This is a genomic window from Motilibacter rhizosphaerae (assembly GCF_004216915.1).
GTDB classification, from domain to species: domain Bacteria; phylum Actinomycetota; class Actinomycetes; order Motilibacterales; family Motilibacteraceae; genus Motilibacter; species Motilibacter rhizosphaerae.
On sequence record NZ_SGXD01000003.1, the window covers coordinates 814,978 to 834,510 of the forward strand.

The 19,533-nt window shown below is 77.8% G+C and carries 16 protein-coding genes; 11 read left to right on the top strand and 5 right to left on the bottom strand.

Annotation, left to right across the window (positions count from 1 at the left end; genetic code table 11):
- Position 1: 1 nt before the first annotated feature.
- The 3 genes from EV189_RS14545 to galK are packed head-to-tail and all read left to right on the top strand — an operon-like array spanning position 2 to position 3,071.
- Positions 2–826, top strand: a complete 825-nt coding sequence (locus tag EV189_RS14545) for a DeoR/GlpR family DNA-binding transcription regulator (RefSeq protein WP_130493633.1) — start codon at positions 2–4, stop codon at positions 824–826.
- Complete coding sequence (gene galT / locus EV189_RS14550) at positions 823–1,932, top strand: galactose-1-phosphate uridylyltransferase (RefSeq protein ID WP_130493634.1); 1,110 nt, start codon at positions 823–825, stop codon at positions 1,930–1,932. The genes EV189_RS14545 and galT overlap by 4 nt, the downstream gene beginning before the upstream one ends.
- Positions 1,929–3,071 carry a galactokinase gene (gene galK / locus EV189_RS14555; RefSeq protein WP_130493635.1) on the top strand — a complete coding sequence of 381 codons (1,143 nt, stop codon included), beginning with the start codon at positions 1,929–1,931 and terminating at the stop codon, positions 3,069–3,071. The genes galT and galK overlap by 4 nt, the downstream gene beginning before the upstream one ends.
- 142 nt (positions 3,072–3,213) lie before the next feature.
- On the opposite strand, the gene EV189_RS14560 is transcribed toward galK, so the two are convergent.
- Together EV189_RS14560 and EV189_RS14565 are read right to left on the bottom strand one after the other, a co-directional pair.
- Positions 3,214–6,078 (bottom strand): sacsin N-terminal ATP-binding-like domain-containing protein, encoded by a 2,865-nt coding sequence (locus tag EV189_RS14560; RefSeq protein WP_231116400.1) that lies wholly within the window; start codon positions 6,076–6,078, stop codon positions 3,214–3,216.
- Positions 6,079–6,122: 44 nt separating this feature from the next.
- A complete protein-coding gene (locus EV189_RS14565; RefSeq protein WP_130493636.1) occupies positions 6,123–7,100 on the bottom strand; it encodes a DUF3027 domain-containing protein in 978 nt (325 codons plus the stop codon).
- A 40-nt stretch (positions 7,101–7,140) separates the two neighbouring features.
- Here EV189_RS14565 and EV189_RS14570 point away from each other — a divergent pair, with 40 nt between their 5' ends.
- From EV189_RS14570 to EV189_RS14580, 3 genes are read left to right on the top strand one after another with little or no spacing between them, the layout of a single operon-like run.
- Positions 7,141–8,604, top strand: a complete 1,464-nt coding sequence (locus EV189_RS14570) for an MFS transporter (protein WP_130493637.1) — start codon at positions 7,141–7,143, stop codon at positions 8,602–8,604.
- A 10-nt stretch (positions 8,605–8,614) separates the two neighbouring features.
- A complete protein-coding gene (locus EV189_RS14575; RefSeq protein ID WP_130493638.1) occupies positions 8,615–9,064 on the top strand; it encodes a hypothetical protein in 450 nt (149 codons plus the stop codon).
- A complete protein-coding gene (locus EV189_RS14580) occupies positions 9,061–9,531 on the top strand; it encodes a hypothetical protein (RefSeq protein ID WP_130493639.1) in 471 nt (156 codons plus the stop codon). Before EV189_RS14575 ends, EV189_RS14580 begins: the two co-directional genes overlap by 4 nt.
- On the opposite strand, the gene EV189_RS14585 is transcribed toward EV189_RS14580, so the two are convergent.
- Entirely contained in the window at positions 9,528–10,982 is a 1,455-nt protein-coding gene (locus EV189_RS14585) for an MFS transporter (protein ID WP_130493640.1), read from the bottom strand. The genes EV189_RS14580 and EV189_RS14585 overlap by 4 nt on opposite strands.
- A 137-nt stretch (positions 10,983–11,119) precedes the next feature.
- Between EV189_RS14585 and EV189_RS21010 the strand changes: the two genes are divergently transcribed.
- Complete coding sequence (locus EV189_RS21010) at positions 11,120–12,019, top strand: helix-turn-helix domain-containing protein (protein ID WP_130493641.1); 900 nt, start codon at positions 11,120–11,122, stop codon at positions 12,017–12,019.
- On the opposite strand, the gene EV189_RS14595 is transcribed toward EV189_RS21010, so the two are convergent.
- A complete protein-coding gene (locus tag EV189_RS14595) occupies positions 11,990–14,083 on the bottom strand; it encodes a RecQ family ATP-dependent DNA helicase (protein ID WP_130493642.1) in 2,094 nt (697 codons plus the stop codon). The two genes, EV189_RS21010 and EV189_RS14595, sit on opposite strands and share 30 nt — an antisense overlap.
- 107 nt (positions 14,084–14,190) lie before the next feature.
- On the opposite strand from EV189_RS14595, the gene EV189_RS14600 reads away from it, so the two are divergent.
- Both EV189_RS14600 and EV189_RS14605 read left to right on the top strand, forming a co-directional pair.
- Complete coding sequence (locus tag EV189_RS14600; protein ID WP_130493815.1) at positions 14,191–14,628, top strand: GNAT family N-acetyltransferase; 438 nt, start codon at positions 14,191–14,193, stop codon at positions 14,626–14,628.
- A 92-nt stretch (positions 14,629–14,720) separates the two neighbouring features.
- Positions 14,721–15,941 (top strand): MFS transporter, encoded by a 1,221-nt coding sequence (locus tag EV189_RS14605; RefSeq protein ID WP_231116403.1) that lies wholly within the window; start codon positions 14,721–14,723, stop codon positions 15,939–15,941.
- A gap of 354 nt (positions 15,942–16,295) precedes the next feature.
- Here EV189_RS14605 and EV189_RS21165 read toward each other — a convergent pair whose 3' ends face one another.
- Entirely contained in the window at positions 16,296–16,679 is a 384-nt protein-coding gene (locus EV189_RS21165) for a cold-shock protein (RefSeq protein WP_130493643.1), read from the bottom strand.
- Positions 16,680–16,782: 103 nt separating this feature from the next.
- On the opposite strand from EV189_RS21165, the gene EV189_RS20280 reads away from it, so the two are divergent.
- Positions 16,783–17,013, top strand: a complete 231-nt coding sequence (locus EV189_RS20280) for a hypothetical protein (RefSeq protein WP_165400316.1) — start codon at positions 16,783–16,785, stop codon at positions 17,011–17,013.
- A gap of 17 nt (positions 17,014–17,030) precedes the next feature.
- Positions 17,031–19,484, top strand: a complete 2,454-nt coding sequence (locus EV189_RS14615) for a helicase-associated domain-containing protein (protein ID WP_130493817.1) — start codon at positions 17,031–17,033, stop codon at positions 19,482–19,484.
- Positions 19,485–19,533: the final 49 nt, after the last annotated feature.

Genomic DNA, 19,533 nt, shown 5'->3' on the forward strand with positions numbered 1-19,533 from the left:
CGTGCTCGCACCCCAGCGCCAAGCGCAGATCCTCACCGACCTGCAGAGCAGCGGCGGCGTCCGCGTCAGCGACCTCGTTCGCAAGCTCGGCGTCTCCGACATGACGATCCGGCGCGACCTCGAGGCGCTGGCCCGCCGCGGCCTGCTCGAGAAGGTCCACGGCGGCGCCACCCTCCCGGTCCAGCCGGTGTCCGAGGAGCCGGGCTTCGTCGCGAAGTCCGCCCGCGAGCTGCAGGAGAAGGACTCCATCGGCCGGGCGGCCGCCCGGCTGGTCGAGCCGGGCGCCACGGTCGCCATCAGCGCGGGCACGACGACGTGGGCGCTCGCCAAGCACCTGGGTACGGTCCCCGGCCTCACCGTCGTCACCAACTCGGTGCCGGTGGCCGACGCCCTCAGCGCCGCAGAGGCGTCGGACCGCACGGTGATCCTCACCGGCGGCGTCCGCACGCCGTCCAACGGCCTGGTCGGCTCGGTCGCCGTCGCCTCGCTGCGCTCCCTCCACGTCGACGTCGTCTTCATGGGCGTGCACGGCATGGACGAGCGGGCCGGGCTCACCACCCCCAACCTCGCCGAGGCCGACACCAACCGGGCGATGATCGAGTCGGGCCGGCGCCTCGTCGTCGTCGCCGACCACACCAAGTGGGGCACGGTCGCGCTGGCGCGGTTCGCGCAGGTGGACGACATCGACGTCGTCGTCAGCGACCGCCGCCTGCCGGGCCGTGCCGTCGAGGTGCTCGGCGAGGCCGCGGAGGTGGTCCTCGCCGGTTCGGAGGACGCCGACGCGGGCACGAGCGGCGCTGACGGCGTCGCGGAAGGAGTCTCGTGAAGGTCACCTCGACCCGGATGGCCGACGGCCGGGAGCTGCTCTACTTCGACGAGCGCGACGACGCCGCGCGCGTGCTCGTCGACCGGCGCGACCTGGCCCGCCCGGAGATCCAGTCCGAGATGCGCCACGACCCGGTGCTCGACGAGTGGGTCGCCATCGCCGGGCACCGGCAGACGCGCATCTTCCAGCCGACCGGGACTGCGGCCGAGTGCCCGCTGTGCCCCACGCGGGACGACGACCACCTCACCGAGATCCCGTCGTCGGACTACGACGTGGTGGTGTTCGAGAACCGCTTCCCGTCGTTCGCGCTGGACGCGCTGGAGCCGGACACGGACGACGCGGCCGGCGGCCTCGTCCCGCGCCGGCCCGCGAAGGGGCGCTGCGAGGTGGTCTGCTTCACGAGCGACCACGACTCCTCGTTCCGCGCGCTCCCGTCCTCCCGGGTGCGGACGGTCCTCGAGGCCTGGGTGCAGCGCACGACCGAGCTGTCGGGGCTCCCCGAGGTCGAGCAGGTCTTCGCCTTCGAGAACCGCGGGCAGGAGATCGGCGTCACGCTCTCCCACCCGCACGGGCAGATCTACGGCTACCCGTACGTCACGCCGAAGACCCGGCGCATGCTCGAGTCGGCGCGCGCGCACCAGGCGCGTACGGGCCGCAACCTGTTCGCCGACGTCCTCGCCGCGGAGGTCGCGGACGGCCGGCGCGTCGTCGCGCGCAGCGCGCACTGGACGGCGTTCGTCCCCGCCGCGGCCCGCTGGCCGCTGGAGCTGCACGTCTACCCCAACGAGCGGGTGCTCGACCTGCCGGGCCTGTCCGAGGAGCAGCGGGCGGACTTCGGGCCGTTCTACCTCGACCTGCTGCGCCGGGTCGACGGGCTCTACGACACGCCCACGCCGTACATCGCGGGCTGGCACCAGGCGCCGGTGCGCACCGACCGCGACCTCGCGTACCTCCACCTGCAGCTGCTCTCCATCCGGCGCGCGCCGGGCAAGCTCAAGTACCTCGCCGGCTCGGAGTCGATGATGTGGGCCTTCGTGAACGACGTCTCCCCCGAGCAGGCGGCCGAGCGCATGCGCACGGTCACGCCCGTGGACGGGCCGGCGTGAGCGGGGCGGCGGACGCGTACCAGCAGGCGCACGGCACCGCCCCCGAGGGCGTGTGGGCGGCTCCCGGTCGCGTGAACCTCATCGGCGAGCACACGGACTACAACGACGGGTTCGTGCTGCCGTTCGCGCTCGAGCAGTCCTGCTGGGTGGCGGCCGCGCGCCGCGACGACGGCGTGCTCGACGTGCGCTCCCTGCAGGACCCGCAGACCGCGCAGCTGCGCGTCGACGAGCTCTCGCCCGAGGGCGTCGAGGGCTGGGCGCGCTACGTCGCGGGCACGGTCTGGGCGCTGCGCGAGGCCGGGTACGCGGTCGGCGGGCTCACGCTGGTCGTCGACGGGCAGGTGCCGCTGGGCTCCGGGCTCTCCTCGTCGCACGCGCTGCAGTGCGCCGTCGCGCTCGCGGCCACCGAGCTGCACGGCCTCGAGGTCGAGCGCCCGGAGCTGGCGCGGATCATCCAGCGCTCCGAGAACGGCTTCGTGGGCGCGCCGACCGGGATCCTCGACCAGACGGCGTCGCTGCGCTGCACCGACGGGCACGTGCTGTTCTACGACTGCCGCAGCGGCGATGCCGAGCAGGTGCCGTTCGACGCGCCCGCGCTCGGGGTGCGGGTGCTCGTCGTCAACACCCGCGTGCAGCACGCGCACGACGACGGCGGCTACGCCGAGCGCCGCGCCCAGTGCGAGCAGGCCGCGCGCGAGCTCGGCGTCCCGGCGCTGCGCGACGTCCCCGCGGAGGGGCTCGACGAGACGCTGGCGCGCCTCTCGGACGACGTCGTACGCCGCCGTGCGCGCCACGTCGTCACCGAGGACGCCCGGGTCGTCGAGACCGTCGCGGCGCTGCGGGCGGAGGACCTCGAGGAGGTCGGCCGGCTGCTCGACGCCTCGCACGTCTCGATGCGCGACGACTTCGAGATCTCCTGCGCCGAGCTCGACCTCGCGGTGGAGTCGGCGCAGGGCGCGGGCGCGCTGGGCGCGCGGATGACGGGCGGCGGGTTCGGCGGCTCGGCGGTCGCGCTCGTCCCCGAGGAGCGGATCGAGCAGGTCACCGAGGCCGTGCGCGCCGCCTTCGCGGACAAGGGCTACCTCGAGCCGGAGTTCTTCGTCGTCCGCCCTGCGGCCGGCGCCCGCCGGGAGGCATGACCCCCTCGAGACGCCCGTGATCATGCACGACCTGGTTGCTGTGTCCCCGCATCTCGCCCAGGACGTGCATGATCACGGGGAGGGGGCGGCGCCCAGGAACTGCATGATCACGGGGAGGGGGCGGCGCCCAGGAACTGCATGATCACGGGGAGAGGTCGAGGTCGGTCAGCGCGGCGCCGAGGTCCAGCTCCCCCGTGAGCACGGCGGCGACCAGGTGCCGGCGCGCCCACTGCCCGGCGACCCAGCTCGCGCCGTCGGCGAGCCCGGTCGTCGTCGCGGCGTGCACCCGTCCGTCCACGACCCGCCAGTCGAGCTCGACGCCGCGGACCACCAGCTGCTCGTGCTCGACCCAGGTCGGCGGGGCGGCGGGCAGCAGGGCGCGTACGGCGTCCGGCGTCGCGCGCTCCACCCCGGCCGAGGGGTCGGGGAGGTCGAGCTCCTCGGAGGCGAGCGGCAGGTCGAGGACGTCGGCGAGCGCGGGCGCCAGGCCCGGCGGCACCACCAGCACGGGCACGTCCGCGAGCAGCGGCAGCAGGTCGGGTGCGTCGAGCACGACGGCGTCGTCGGCGGCGACCACCCGCGTACCCGTCCCGTCGGCGACGCGGACGCGGGCCGGCGGTCCCACCTGCGGCGCGTGCTCGGCGAGCGCGCGCAGCACCTCGGCGAGCTGCGCCCGGTCGAGCGCACGGGCCGGGTCACCCCACCGGTCGAGCAGGTCGGCGGGGGCGCTCTCGAGCACCTCGTCCAGCGAGGTCCGCACCCCCAGCGCCGCTGCCAGCGCCGGCTCCACCGGGACGGGCAGCGGGTCCCACAGGGCGCCGAGCACCCCGCCGGCCGTCGCGTAGGACGGGAGCGGGCGGCCGGCGAGCCGCGCCCGCGCCCGCAGCTCGACCGCGGCGGGCGACGCCACCTCCGCGGTGCCCCCGTCGGCGAGCACGAGGCGTACGCGGTCGAGCACCGCCCGGCGCACGTCGGGCTCCCCGGCGAGCAGGTCGAGCGCCGCGGGCCACGCGTCGGAGCGCACCGCGTCGAGGTCGCGGACGACCGGCAGCTCGGGCGCGAGGGCGGGGAGCCCCGGCGGCGCGACCTCCTCGACCCACGGGAGGAGCCAGCCGGGCACCGAGTCCTCGTCGAGCACGACGTCGCGCAGCACCTCGACGACCGGTCCGCGCACGACCCCCGCCGCCGCGAGGACGTCGGCGCCCCACCGCTCGACGAGCGCGGGGTCGACCGGGACGAGCACCTCCTCGTCGACGACGGCGGCGAACGCCGTCCCCGGCAGGCACAGCTCGCCCGCCGGCGTCGGCTCGCCCTCGTCGTCGGGCAGCAGCAGGTCGCGCAGCCACGGCGGCTGCGTCACCGGCGCCGCTGCCGCGACCAGCGCCAGCACGGCGTCCGCGACCGCGCGGACCTCCGCCTCGTCGTCGGTGTCCTGGGCGGCGAGCACCGCCTCGGCGAGCTCGTCGGACGCGAGCAGGTCGGCGACGGCCAGGCGGCGGGCGCCCAGCCGCTCGAGCAGGGGGTGGGCCGCGGCCGCGTCGACGACACGCAGCCCCAGCCGGGCGACCGGCTCAGCAGCGGCGTCGAGCAGCAGGCAGCCCCGCGCGCCGCGGACCACGCGGCCGTCGGCGAGCGGCACCGGCAGGCCCCCGAGCTCCTCGGCCGGGGCGGTCGCGAGCGCGGAGTAGAGCGCGGGCCAGTCGTGCCGGCCACGGGTGGGCAGCGCGTCGACGGCGTCGGCGAGCGGGAGCACCCGCGCGCCGAGCCGCTCCACGAGCGCCGCCCATGGCGCGACGGCGCCGTCCGCCACGCCGTCGAGCAGGTCGCCCAGCAGCGGCAGCGCCGGCGCGGGCGCGTCGACGAGGACGGCGGCCGTCGGGCGGACCACCCCGCCGGCGGCGAGGGGGACGACGGCGGCGGTGCGCAGCGCGGCGTACGCGGCCTCCCGCACCAGCGCGTCGACCTCCCCGACGCCGGCCGGCACCGGGAGCAGCGGGAGCGCAGCCCGGGGCTCGGTGGCTGCGAGCCGCTCGAGCAGCGCGGCGTACGCCTCCCCGGCGACCCGCGCCACCGCGTCGCGCAGCGGACCTGGAGCCGTGCGGCGGCGGGTCGGCTCCAGCGGGAGGTCGGCGACGAGCAGCGCCGGGAGGCCGAGGGGCTCGTCGGTCGGCGTGGGCGCGAGCACCACCCCGGGGAGCTGGCGGGGAGGCGCGGGCAGCGCCCAGACGACGGCCCGGCGCGTACGCCGCCGCTCCTCCAGCGGGCGGTCGGCCAGGAGCTCCGGGCCGGCGTCGAGGACGCGGCGCACCAGGGTCCACCGGGTCGCCGCACCGTCCTCGGTGACGAGCAGCCCGCCCTCGACCGGCTCCGACCGCAGCACGCGCCGGGCGCCGCCGAGCTCGACGACGACCTCGGCCAGCCCGGGCAGGGCGACGAGCAGCTCCTGGCCCAGCGCGGCGAGCTGGGCGCGGACGACGTCGGCCGAGAGCAGCGGCAGCTCGACCGCCGTGTCGTAGCCCTCAGGCACCGCGACCTCGGCCGGGTGCGGCAGCCGGAGCACGGGCACGCCCTCCTCGCCCCGGCGCGCCACCTCCTCGGCCAGGGCGGGCACGCCCGCCGCCAGCGCGTACGCAGTTCCGCGCGACCAGCCCACCCCGCCCGTGGCCCGCGACCCGATGCGGGGCTCGTCGCTGGCGGGCAGCACGGCGGCGAAGCCGAGCCCGAAGCGGCCGACCGCGTCGTCGTCGCGCTTGGCCGAGGCGCGCAGCGTGCTGAGGGCGGCGACGCCGGCCGCGTCCAGCGGCGCTCCGGTGTTGGCCGCGACGAGGGTGCCCTGCTCGAGCCGGAGCAGCAGCCGGCAGGGGACGCCCGCGCGGGACGCGGCGTCGACGGCGTTCTGCGCGAGCTCGACGACCAGCCGGTCGCGGTAGCCGCCGAGGGCGAGCTCCTCCTCGGCGTTGGCGTCCTCGCGGAAGCGCGCGGGCGAGGCGGCCCACGCGTCCAGCACGGCACCGCGCAGCTGCGCGGTGCCGAAGGGGTCGGCCGGCGGCGTCAGCCCTCCGCCGGTGCGGCGGGCGCGTCCGAAGGCGTGCGCTCCGCGTCGTCGGCCGCGCTCTCCTCGATCACGGCCGGCTGCGCGACGCCGACGGCCACGACCTCGATCCCCAGCTCGTCGAGCACGGGCGGCGCGGGAGCCACGGACTCGCGGGGCACCGCGGCCTCCGAGTGCGCGCCGCAGCCGTAGTCGAGCGCGACGACCTGGCCGTCCCGGGGGGAGAGCTCGTTGGCGCAGACGCCGACGGCCTGCCCGAGCGAGCCGCGCAGCGGCGCGAGGAACCCGCAGGTGGAGCACTGCCCGGGCGCGGCCACGGCGACGGGGGCGAGCGGGCCGCCGTCCCCGGCGTACCAGCGCTCGGCGGCGTCGCCGCGCCCGGCCAGCGAGAGCACGCGCGCGCGGCCGAGGCCCAGCTCCCACACCTCGGCGGCGTCGTCGTCGGTGAGGTCGGGGGACGCGCCACCGGTCCAGCCGGGGGCCAGGCGGGGGTCGTCGGGCTCCGGGGGCAGCAGGTCGCCGACGCCGAGGTCGCCCGGGCGCAGCCGCTCGCTCCACGGCACCCACGTCGGCGCCTGCAGCGCGTCGGGGCCGGGGAGCAGGGCGGACTCGACGACCGTGGCCTGCTTCTGCCGCGGCGCGCGGCCCACGACGACGACCCAGCGCCAGCCGGCGTAGCCGCGCAGCGTGCAGGCGAACTCGTGGCTCACCAGCCGGTCGCCCTCGGGCGCGACGCCGAGGTGCTCGCCGACGCCGCCCGCCTCGGGCGCGTCCGCGGCCATCTCCTCGGCCGCCGCGCGGGCGAGGTCGACAGCGGCGGCGCAGACGGCGTCGACGGTGGGCTTGCGGGCGCGGGCGGCGCGCACCGGGCGGGAGGGCGCGTCGGTCCCGTCGACGACGGCACCGGCGTCGTCGACAGCGGGGTCGTCGACAGCGGTGTCGGCAGGGTCATCGAGCGCAGGGGGCACGACACGCATCCTCGCACTCCTGCGCGCCGCGCTCCTCCCGGGCGGCAGGATGGGCGCCGTGACCGCCCCCGACGACGCGCCTCCTCCCGCGGGCGACACCGCAGGGGCGCACGCGCGCGGCGTCGCCCGGGCCGCGGGCACCGCCGCCCGCGAGACCGCGGCCCTGACCCGCGTCGGGTGGCGGGCGACGCGGCGCTTCGTCCGCTCGCACGGCGCCGGCGAGACCGGTCTCGCCAAGCTCATCGACCTCACCGCGCTCGGCTCCGCCGGCGACGCCATCGTCACGGTCTCGCTGGCGGGCACGCTGTTCTTCTCCGTGCCGACCGGGCAGGCGCGCGGCCGCGTCGCGGTCTACCTGCTCGTCACCATGGCGCCGTTCGCCGTGCTCGCCCCGGTCGTCGGGCCCGCGCTCGACCGGCTCGGGCACGGGCGGCGCTTCGCGATGGCGGCGACGTTCGGCCTGCGGGCCCTGCTCGCGCTCGTCATGGCCGGCGCGGTCGCCGGCACCGAGGACCCGCTGCGGCTCTACCCGGCGGCCTTCGGGGTGCTCGTCGGCGTCAAGGCGTACGGCGTGGCCCGCGCCGCCGCCATGCCCCGCCTGCTCCCCCGCGGGCTCGACCTGGTCACCGCCAACTCGCGCGTGTCGCTCGCGTCGCTGGTCGCGCTCACCGTCATGGGACCCGTGGGCGCAGGGGTCGTGCGGCTGTTCGGGCCGGACTGGGCGCTGCGGCTCGCGGCCGTCGTGTTCGTCGTGGGCGGGGTGCTGGCGGTGCGGCTGCCGGCGCGCCTGGACGACGAGCGCGTACGCCCCGCCGCCCTGCGCGAGGACGACGAGGTGCCCCCGCCGGAGCCGCGGGGCCCGCGCGCGTCCGGGCTAGGCCCGCGGCTGCGCGAGGGCCGGGAGAAGCGCGCCCAGGCCGTCGGCCCCTCCGTCGTCCGCGCGCTGCGGGCCAACGCGGCCGTACGCGCGTTCGCCGGCTTCCTCCTGCTCCACCTGGCCTTCCTGCTGCGCGCGCACCCGCTCGCCGGGCTGCCCGCGACGGGCCTGCTCGCCGCTGCGGCCGCAGCGGCCGGCATCGGCAGCGCCGTCGGAGCCTCGCTGGGCTCCGCGCTGCGGGCGCGTCCGCCGGAGGGCACGGTGCTCGTCAGCCTGCTCGGCACGACGGTCGCCGCGGCCCTCGGCTGGCTGCTGTTCGGGCTCGTGGCCGTGCTCGCGGTCGCCGTGGTCGCCGGCCTCGCCCAGACGCTGGCGAAGCTCGCGCTCGACGCGCTGATCCAGCGCGACGTCCCGGGCGAGGTGCGCGCGTCCGCCTTCGCCCGCTCGGAGACGCTGCTCCAGCTGTCATGGGTGGTGGGCGCGGGTGCCGGGACGCTGCTGCCGCCGCACGGCGGGCTCGCCCTCGGGCTGGCCGCGCTCGTGCTCGCCGCCACGCTCGTCGTCGTGGCCACGAGCGGGCGCCGGAGCCGCCGGGTGCCGCCCCCGGCGCAGGCGGGACCCGCCCCGGCCGGGTAGGTTCTTCCGCGTGCCAGCACCCCGTTCCGCGCGCGCCCTCGCCGGGCTCGCCCTGGTCTCACCGTTCGTCCTCGCCGGCTGCGACAAGCCGGTGCCCGGCATCACGGTCGTCGGCGAGGGCTCGTCCCACCGGATCGAGGCGGCCTGCTGGTCCCAGCACTCCTCCACCCCGGTGCAGGAGCAGAGCTGCACGGGCGACGGGCCGAAGGTGTCCGCGGGATCCGCCAGCCGCATCGGCATCAGCGTCGACAAGGCGGTCCGCCAGGCGGGCTGGCAGGTCTACGTGAGCCAGTCCGGCCAGGCGCAGCCCGTCACGCAGAAGACCCTCACCGAGAGCTGGTTCCGCCTGCCGCTCAACGGCGGCACGGTGCCGGAGACGGGCGTCGTGCTCCAGGTCGTGGCCTTCGACGAGTCGGGCCAGCAGCCGCGCGGCATCTGGAAGTTCCGACTCGTCCCGTGAGGGTCGTCGCCGTCGTCGCCGGGACGGGCGAGCGCGACGCGGTCCTCGCCGGGCTCACCATCCCGGAGCACCCGCGGCTCGCCCGGCTGGCGCCGTACGCCGAGACCCGCGTCGCCGAGTGCGGCGTCGGCACCCTCGTGCTGCTGACCGCGCGGCCCGACGGGACCCCCGGCGGCACCGCCGACGCGGCCTGCGCCACCGGGATCGCGGTCAACCGGCTGCTCCCCGACCTCGTGCTGGGCATCGACGTGCAGGCCGGGCCGACGACGTTCGCCGGCGACGACTGGCTGGTCGCGCTCGCGCAGGGCCGCGTGCCGGGGTCCGCGGAGGGCCAGGCCGGGCCGGTCGCCGCGGGGGCGGCGGCCGCGGCCGCCGCCCACCGCCGCCCCTTCCTCGCGCTCGCCGCGGCCGGCACGGACGGCCTGCAGGCCGCCGTCGGGCCCCTGCTGGCCTCCGAGCTCCGCTAGCGCCGGCGCAGCGCCGCCCCGACCACGACCGCGCCCGCCAGCGTCGCCACCACGTCGACGAGCAGCGCGGCGTGCACGCCGCCGAGCAGCGCCTCCCGCGGCGGCAGCGCGTCGAGGGCGCCGCGCCGCGCCGTCAGCACCGCGCCGAGCAGCGGGATGCCGAGCGTGATGCCGACCTGCTGGGTGAGCGTGGTGAGCCCCGTCGCGAGCCCCTGCTCGTCGTCCGGCAGCCCGCTCGTCGCGGTGACGGTCGCGGCGACGATCGCGCTGACGTGCCCGAAGAAGCCGGCGAACAGCACGCCCGCGAGCAGCACCAGCCCCCAGCGGTGCAGCCCGACGAGGAGCAGCGGGGCGTTCGCGAGCCCCTGGACGAGCAGGCCGACCGCGAGCGTACGGGCCACGCCGAGGCGTCCGAGCACCCGCGGCGCGACCATGCCCGCGAGCACCGCCGCCGTCCCCGGCAGGCCGAACGCCAGGCCCGTGGCGAGCGCCGAGAAGCCGAGGACGTCCTGCGCGTACAGCGTCATGACGAAGACGACCGAGCTCTCCAGGCTGAAGACGAGGAACAGCCCGGTGTTGCCCCACGCGACCGTCCGGCGGCGCAGCACGGGCAGGGCGACGAGCGGCTCCGCGGCGCGCCGCTCGACCGCGACGAAGACCGCGAGCAGGGCCGCCGCGGCGGCGAGGGCGAGCAGCGTACGCGGGTCGCCCCACCCGTCGCGCCCGGCGGAGGTGAGGCCGTAGACGAGGGCGAGCAGCCCTCCGGTGACGCTCGCGGCGCCGGGGACGTCGAGCCGGGGGCGCGCACCCTCGGGGCGGCCGGCCGGGACGACGCGCGGCACGGCGGCGAGCACGGCGATCGCGACCGGCACGTTGACGAGGAACGCCCAGCGCCAGGACAGCGCGGAGGTGAGCAGGCCGCCGAGCAGCGCGCCGACGGTGAAGCCGCCCGAGAGCAGCGCACCGTTGAGCCCGAGCGCGCGGCGGCGCAGCGGTCCCTCCGGGAAGGACGTGGTCAGCAGCGAGAGCGCGGCCGGCGTCGCCATCGCGGCGGCGAGCCCCTGCACGACGCGCGCGCCGAGCAGCACCGCAGGACTGCCGGCGAGCCCGCCGACGAGCGAGCCGGCGGCCAGCAGGGCGAGCCCGGCGAGGAAGAGGCTGCGCCGGCCGAACAGGTCGGCGACCCGCCCGAACAGCAGGGTGAGCCCCGCCGCGGGCAGCGCGAACGCGGTCGCCACCCAGGCGAGGTCGTGGTCGGCCAGCCCGACGCCGCGGCCGACGGCCGGCAGCGCGACGTTGAGGATGGAGAAGTCGACCGCGAGCATGAACTGGGTGCCGAGCAGCAGCACGAGCAGCAGGCCCTGGCGCCGGGTCAGCCGCTCGCCCGCCGGCGCGGCCCGCTCCCGCTGCGGGTCGGCCGGCAGCCCGGCGGTCGTGTCGAGGACGGTCATGGGACTCCGTTCGGGTCGAGGGACGTCCCCACCGTCGCCGCCCGCAGGTCCTGCACCCAGGTCACTGCGGTGGCTACCACTGGCAGTGGCAGCCAGCGCCCTGGCCCGAGCCCGGCCCGCGCTGCGATGCTCGGACCATGACGGCGAGGTCCGAGCTCACCGAGTTCCTCCGCTCCCGCCGCGCGCGGCTCCAGCCCGAGGACGTGGGGCTGGTGGCCTACGGCGAGCGCCGGCGCGTGCCCGGCCTGCGCCGCGAGGAGCTGGCGCAGCTCGCCGGCGTCAGCGCGTCGTACTACGTCCGCCTCGAGCAGGGGCTCGCCGGCGGGGTCTCCGACGACGTCGTGGCGTCGGTCGCGCGGGCGCTGCGCCTCGAGCCCGACGAGCGCGCGCACCTGCGCCGGCTGCTGCGCACGGCCCCGGGACGGCGGACGCGCCCGCCGGCCGCCGCCCTCTCCCCCGGCCTGCGCCAGCTGGTGCTCGCCCTGGGCGACGCGCCGGTCTGGGTGCTCGGCCGCTGGGGCAAGGTGCTCGCGTGGAACCGGCTGGGGCACGCACTGCTCGCCGGCCACCTCGACCCGGCGTCCGTCGACGACCCGGAGCGGCGGCCGAGCGTGCCGCGGCTGCTCTTCCGCGACGAGCCGACCCGCCGGCTCTACGTCGACTGGGAGGCGAAGGCGCGCTCGTGCGTGGCGTACCTCCGGCTCACCGCCGGCAAGCACCCCGACGACCCCGCCCTGCCCGCGCTGGTCGGCGAGCTCAGCGTGGCGAGCGCGGAGTTCGCGCGCTTCTGGGCCGAGCACCCGGTGCGCCACTGCGTGCCGGTGTCGTACGCCTTCGACCACCCGCAGGTCGGCCGGCTCACCCTCGCCCAGCAGGTGCTCACCGTCCCCGAGGACCCCGACCTGCTGGTCGTCGCGACGAGCGCCGCTCCGGGCAGCGCCGACGAGGACGCCCTGCGCATGCTCGCGAGCCTCGCCGCCCCCGCGCTCGAGCGGCGGCCCGAGGGCTCAGGGCCGCTGGTGCACCACCAGGGGTAGCACCGCGGGGGCCCCGGCCTCCCGGAGCAGCACCGCGGCGACGGTCGCGGTCCAGCCGGTCGCCCAGGCGTCGTCGACGAGCAGCAGCGGGCCGTCGGGCGGCTGCGCGCCGCTGCGCACCCGCAGGCCGGCGAGCACGCCGGCCGCCCGGGCACCGCTGGCGACGTCGCGCGGCGGTGGTGGGCCGGCGGCCTCGAGCAGGTCGAGCACGGGCAGCCGCCCGACCTCGCCGATGCGCGCGGCGAGCGAGGCCACCAGCCGCGGCCGCGTGCGCGACGGCACCGGCACGACGGCCACCGGCCGCTCGCCCCACTCGCGGCGCCAGCGGGATAGCACCGCGACCAGCCCCTCGACGACCTCGTCCGGCACCTCGCCGTCCCCGTCGCCGAGCCGGCCGATGACGTCGCCCCACGCGGGGTCGTCGGCGTAGGCGAGCGCGCGTCCGGGCTCCGCCTGGAGCGAGGGGCCGATGCGGCCGCGCCGGTCGGGCACGGCCGAGGGCCACATCCGGCGGGGGTCGAGCACGACGTCGCGCCCGCGCAGCGAGCGCTGGGCGGCGGCGACGGTCTCCGCCGGCACGCCGCGGCCGGGGGGCGGCAGCTGCCCGGTGCACACCGAGCAGCGGCCGCAGGGCTGCGGGTCGGGGTCGTCGAGGGCCCGCTGCAGGAAGGCCATGAGGCACGCGCGCCCCGCGGCGTAGTCGCGCATGACCTGCGCCTCGGCCTCCCGCGCGGCGCGCAGCCGGTCGAAGCGCTCGGCGTCGTAGCGCCAGCCCGTCCCCGTCGCGCGCCACGCGCTGCCGGCGCGCGCCACCGCACCGTCGACGGCCAGCAGCTTGAGCAGCGCCTCGATGCGGGTGCGGCGCACGCCCGTGGCGGCCTCGAGGGCCGGGACGCTCAGCGGCTCCTCGCTGGCCCCGAGCTCGGCGAGCACCGCGTCGACCGCCCGCGGGTCGGGCAGGCTCGCGGTCGCGAAGTGCTGCCAGATCCGCTCGTCGGACTCCGCCGCCGGGAGCAGCACCGCGACCGCGGAGTCGATGCCGCGGCCGGCGCGGCCCACCTGCTGGTAGTAGTCGACGGGGCTCGCGGGCGAGCCGACGTGGACGACGAAGGCCAGGTCGGGCTTGTCGAAGCCCATCCCGAGCGCACTCGTCGCGACCACCGCCTTGAGCTCGTTGGCGCGCAGCGCGTCCTCCACGCGCAGCCGGTCCTCCGGCTCGAGCTTCGAGGAGTAGGCCCGCACGGCCATCCCCTGCTCGGCGAGGAACCCCGCGAGCCGCTCGGTCTCGGCGACGGTGAGGACGTAGACGATCCCCGAGCCGGGCAGCGCGCGCAGCGCCTCGGCCACCCACGCGTACCTCTCCAGGGGCGCGAGCCCCGGCACGACCGCGAGCGTGAGCGAGGCCCGGGCGAGCGGCCCGCGCAGCGTCACGGTGCCCTCGCCGAGCTGGGCGGCCACGTCCTCGGTCACGCGCGCGTTGGCCGTCGCCGTCGTGGCGAGGACCGGGACGCCCGGCAGCGCCGCGAACAGCTCGCGGGACAGGCGCAGGTAGTCGGGCCGGAAGTCGTGGCCCCAGCTCGACAGGCAGTGCGCCTCGTCGACGACGACGAGCCCCACCCGCGCCAGCGGGCCCGGCAGCACCTGGGTGGCGAAGCGCGGGTTGGCCAGCCGCTCGGGCGAGACGAGCAGCAGGTCGACGCGGTCGGCGGCGAGCTCCTGCTCCACCCGCGGCCAGTCGTCGACGTTGCCGCTGTGGAGGGCGGCCGCGCGGACGCCGGCCCGCTCCGCCGCGGCGACCTGGTCGCGCATGAGGCTCAGCAGCGGGCAGACGACGAGCGTCGGCCCGCCACCGGCTCCGCGCGTCGCCGCGGTCGCGAGCAGGTAGACCGCCGACTTGCCCCACCCGGTGGCCTGGACCACGAGCGTGCGCCTGCCCTCGACGACGAGCGCCCGGGCCGCCGCTACCTGGTCGTCGCGCGGCACGGCGCCCGGACCGGCCAGGGCGGTGACGACGCGGGTGGCGGCGGAGTCGAGGTCGGCGGGGGCGACGGGCGTGAACGGCACGGCGCCAGCCTGCCCCACGCCACCGACGGTCCGGCACGTGGACGCCCCGGCGACCGACCTCCGCCCGCTGGGACGATGGCGCCGTGCGCACGAGAGACGGCTACGCCATGAGCACCGACCCGGCCGACCTCGACCTCGACCGCGTCCACCAGTGGCTCTCCGTCGAGTCGTACTGGGCGACCGGCCGGGCCCGCGAGGTGACCGAGCGCGCCTTCGCGGGGTCCCGGGTGTGGTCCGTCCTGCACGACGGCGAGCACGTGGCCGTCACCCGCGTGGTGACCGACGGGGCGACGTTCGCCTGGGTGTGCGACGTGTTCGTCGCCGAGGAGCACCGCGGCCGCGGGCTGGGGCAGTGGATGGTCGCCGAGGCGGTGGCGGACCTGCGCGCGGAGGGGGTGCAGCGCTTCCTGCTCGGGACGCGCGACGCCCACGAGGTGTACGCCCGGGTCGGGTTCGAGCCGCTCGCGGGCCCGCAGCGCTTCATGGAGATCGACGACCGGCCGACGCGGGCGGCGATCCTGGCGGCGGTCGGCGCAGCGGGCTGAGCGCGGGTATCGTTCGCCGGTCCTCCGGTGTTGGCGCCGGGGACGGCGTCACGAGGTGGTGGCGGCACGCCCGCCCCCGCTGAGGAGACCCCGTGACGCTCGACTCGCTCGACCCCGTGCTCGAGGACGACCTCGACGTCACCGCCGCTCACCGGCCGCTCGCCCTCAGCCTGCTCGCGCTCGCGCTGGGCGGCTTCGGGATCGGCACGACGGAGTTCGCGACGATGGGCGTGCTGCCCGACATCGCCTCCGGGGTGCACGTCTCGATCCCGACCGCCGGGCACCTCATCAGCGCGTACGCCCTCGGCGTGGTCGTCGGCGCCCCGCTGCTCGCCGTCGCGACCGCCAAGCTGCCCCGCAAGCTCGTGCTGCTCCTCCTCATGGTCGCCTTCGCGCTCGGCAACCTGGGCTCGACCGTCGCGCCGGGCTACCACTCCCTGCTGCTCGCGCGCTTCGCCTCCGGGCTGCCGCACGGCGCGTACTTCGGCATCGCCGCGGTCGTCGCGGCCTCGCTCGTGCCCGTGTCGCGCCGCGGCTGGTCCGTCTCCATGGTGATGACCGGGCTCACGATCGCCAACCTCGCGGGCGTCCCGCTCAGCACGCTGCTCGGCCAGCACCTCGGCTGGCGGGCGGCGTTCGCGGTGGTCGCGGGCATCGGCGTGCTGACCGTCGCCGCCATCGCGTACGCCGTGCCGCCCGTGCCGGTCGTCGACGGCGCGAGCCCGGCGCGCGAGCTGACCGCGCTGCGCAGCCCGCAGGTGCTGCTGACGCTGCTGACGGGCTCGGTGGGGTTCGGCGGGTTCTTCGCGGTCTACAGCTACATCACGCCGACGCTGACGAAGGTGACGGGCTACGAGGAGGCCGCGGTCCCGGTGGTGCTGGCGCTGTTCGGCCTCGGGATGACGCTGGGCAACCTCGCCGGCGGCCGGCTCGCCGACTGGTCGGTGGACCGCACGGTCGCGCTCGGGCTGGTGGCGTTCATCGTGGCGCTGCTGGTGTTCACGCAGGCGGCCCACTACGTCGTCCCCGCTGCGCTCGACGTCGTCCTCATCGGCGGCATCGGCTCGGCCACGATCCCCGCGCTGCAGATGCGGCTCATGGACGTCGCGGGCGACGACGCGCAGGCGCTCGCCGCGGCCTCGAACCACTCCGCGCTCAACATCGCCAACGCGCTCGGCGCCTGGCTCGGCGGCGTCGTCATCGCCGCGGGCCACGGCTACACCGCGCCCGCGGTGGTCGGGGCGGGGCTGGCGGTGCTGGGCCTGGCCGTGCACGGCGGCGCTGTCCTCGTCGGCCGGCGCGCGGCGGTCTAGGGCCCGCGTGATCGAGCCCGTTTGATCGGGGTCCCCGATCGAAGGGGGCTGATGCCGAGTGGATCTCCTCGGGGTGACCCCCATCTGCTCGTGCCGACCACCAGCTGGGGCTGAGCGGCAGGTGCCGTCGCAGGGGTCGAGGTCCGCGAGGCCGAGCGGGTGGCCGCCCCGTAGTGGATGCGGCGGCGTACCGAGCGGCTGCGAACGGGCGCCGACGCACGAGGTGTACGCCGACAGCACGAGATCTCGTACCGCCAGGGGTCAGCCCCTGCGGTCGGGCTCGACGGTGATCGGGCTACCTGATCAACTTCCCAGCCCGCCCGCGCACCAGCCCGCCCGGCGCCGAGCCGCGCCCTACGCGTCCAGGTCCTCCGCGACCGCGCGCAGCACCGCGGCGACCTTCGCCCCGCTCGCCTTGTCCGGGTAGCGCCCGCGGCGCAGCGCCCCGCCGACGCCGTCGAGCAGGCGGATGAGGTCCTCGACGATCGGGACGAGGTCGTCGGGGTCGCGGCGGGCGGCCTTGGCCAGCGAGGGCGGGGCCTCGAGCAGCCGGACCGAGAGCGCCTGGTTGCCCCGGCGGCCCTGGGCGATGCCGAACTCGATCCGCTGCCCGGGCTTCAGCGCAGTGGTCCCCTCGGGCAGGGCCGACACGTGGACGAACACGTCCTCGCCCTCGTCGCTGGTGACGAAGCCGAACGCCTTCTCCGTGTCGTACCACTTCACCTTGCCGGTCGGCACCGGGCCACCTCCGCCTCCGCCGCACCGTACGCGCGGGCGGCGGTCAGGTTACCCCCGCCGCGCACGGGACGCCCGGCGGCGGAGCGCGGACTACGCTTGCAGGATGCCCTCCTCCCCCGCCTCCGGCGACCGCCGCCCCGGGGACCTGCTCGTCGCCGTCGGCGGTGCGCTGTTCGTCCTCGGCGTGCTCGCCTGCCTCGGGACGCTCGCGCCGTTCCTCCTGGGCCTGCACCGCTTCCCGGTCGAGGCCTACCTGCTCTCGCTGCTCGCCCCGCTGGGGCTCGGCACCAGCCTGGCCGGCCTGCTCGCCAGCGCGCGCAGCCGCCGCGCCTGACGAGCGCACGGAGCCGCGTGACCACACCCAACGAGCCGACCGGGCCCACCGGACCGACGAGCCCCGACGACCAGACGACGCCGACGGACGCACCCCCGCCGCGCAGCCTCGCCGACGACCTGCGCGCCCGCGACGACGAGGCGCTCTCCGCGCTCCTGGAGGCCCGCGCCGACCTCGTGACGCCGGTGCCGGGCGACATGACGGCGCTCGCCACCCGCGCGACCAGTCCGGCCAGCGTCGGGCGCGCCCTCGACCGGCTCGACGCCGGCTGCCTGCAGGTCGTCGAGGTGCTCTGCACGCTGCCGGAGCCGACGACCCCCGCGCAGGTCGCCGAGCGCTGGGGCGCCGACCCCACGCGGGCCCTGGCCCTGCTGCGCGACCTCGGCCTGCTCTGGGGCGCGCCCGACGAGCTCCACCTCGTCCGCGCGGTCCGCGCCACCACCCGCGACCCGGCCGGCCTCGGTGCGCCGGTGCAGACCCTGCTCGCCGGCGCGTCGCCGGAGGGCGTCGCCCGGGTCGTGCGCGCCCTGGGCCGCAAGCCCACGGGCGACGTGACGAAGGACGCCGCGATCGTCGCGGCGAAGCTCGCGAGCGCGCGCACCGTCGAGCGGCTCCTGGCGGGCGCGCCCGAGGGCGCGCGCGACGCCCTGCAGCGGCTCGTCTGGGGGCCGCCCTCCGGCGCGGTCAGCGACGCCCGCCGCACCGTCGACCCGGAGAGCGCGCGCACGCCGGTGGACTGGCTGCTCGCGCACGGGCTGCTCGTCCCCACGGGCGCGGACACCGTGACCCTGCCGCAGGAGGTCGCGCTCGTCCTGCGCGGCGGGCGCGTGCACGCGGAGCCGGCGCCAGCGCCGCCGCCCCTCGACGAGGTACGCCGCGGTGCCCTCCCCGGCCGCGCCGGCGCGCAGGCGCACGCCCGCGCGGGCGCCGAGGCGGCGGCCGAGCTCGTCCGCCGCACGGAGGACCTGCTGGAGGCGTGGGGCGTCGAGCCCCCGCAGGTGCTGCGCCAGGGCGGCCTCGCCGTGCGCGAGCTGCGCCGCGCCGGGCAGGCGCTCGACCTCGACGACCAGGCCGCCGCGCTCGTCATCGAGGTCGCGCACGCCGCTGGGCTGCTCGCGACCGGCGCGGAGGGCGACGAGTGGCTGCCCACTCCCGCGTACGACGCCTGGGCCTCGCTGCCCGTCGCCGAGCGCTGGGTGCCCCTCGCCGCGGCGTGGCTCGCCACGACCCGCGTCGCGAGCCTCGTCGGCGAGCGCGACGACCGCGACAAGCCGCTCAACGCGCTCGGCCCCGGGCTCGACCGCTCCGCCGCGCCGGAGCTGCGGCTCGCCGTGCTGGGCGCGCTCGCCGAGCTGCCGCCCGGCGCGGGCGCGACCCCGGAGTCGCTGCTCGCGCGGCTCACGTGGCACCGCCCGCGCCGCACCCCGCGCACCCGCGACCAGCTGGTCCGGACCGCGCTGCTCGAGGCCGAGCAGGTGGGGCTCACCGGCCAGGGCGCGCTCACCCCGCACGGGCGGGTGCTCGTCGCCGGGCTGGACGACGACGCCGCCGAGACGCTCGCGCCGATGCTCCCCCAGCCCGTCGAGGAGGTCCTGCTCCAGGCCGACCTCACCGCGGTGGCCCCCGGCCCGCTCGTGCCAGCGCTGGCCCGGGAGCTCGCGCTCGCCGCGGACGTCGAGAGCACCGGCGGCGCCACCGTCTACCGCTTCACCCCCGCCTCCGTGCGCCGCGCGCTCGACGCGGGGCGCAGCGCGGAGGACCTGCACGCGCTGTTCCGCCAGCACTCGCGCACACCGGTGCCGCAGCCGCTGACGTACCTCGTCGACGACGTCGCCCGGAGGTACGGCCGGGTGCGCGTGGGCGTCGCGAGCTCGTACGTCCGCTGCGACGACCCCTCGGTGCTGGAGGAGGTGCTCGCCGACCGCCGCGCCGCCCAGCTGCGGCTCCGGCGGCTCGCCCCCACCGTGCTCGCCGCGCAGTCCCCCGTCGACGTCGTGCTCGAGCGGCTCCGCGCGATCGGGCTCTCGCCGGCGGCGGAGTCGCCCGAGGGCGAGGTGGTCGTCCGCCGTCCCGACAGCCGCCGCGCCCCGGCCCGCCCGCGCCCGCCGCGGCTCGTGTCCGACGTGCTCACCCCGCCCCCCGCGACCCTGCGCGCCGCCGTGCGCGCGCTGCGCGCCGGGGACCGCGTGGCGGTGGCGGTCGCGTCGCGGCGGGAGCAGCAGTCGAGCGCGTCGCGGCTGCCGCGCACCACCTCGGCCGAGGCGGTCCCGCTGCTCCGCGAGGCCCTGCGCGAGGGCACGCCGCTCGTCATCGGCTACGTCAACGCCGAGGCCAGCGCCACCGAGCGGGTCGTGGAGCCGATGAGCTTCGAGGGCGGCTTCCTCACGGCGTACGACCACCTCACCGAGTCGGTGCGCACGTTCTCGGTCGCGCGCATCACGGGGGTCGCGCCGGTCGCCTCGGACGGGTGACACGGGTAGTCCAGGTGGACTATCACGCGCTGCGGTGGGCAGACTACGC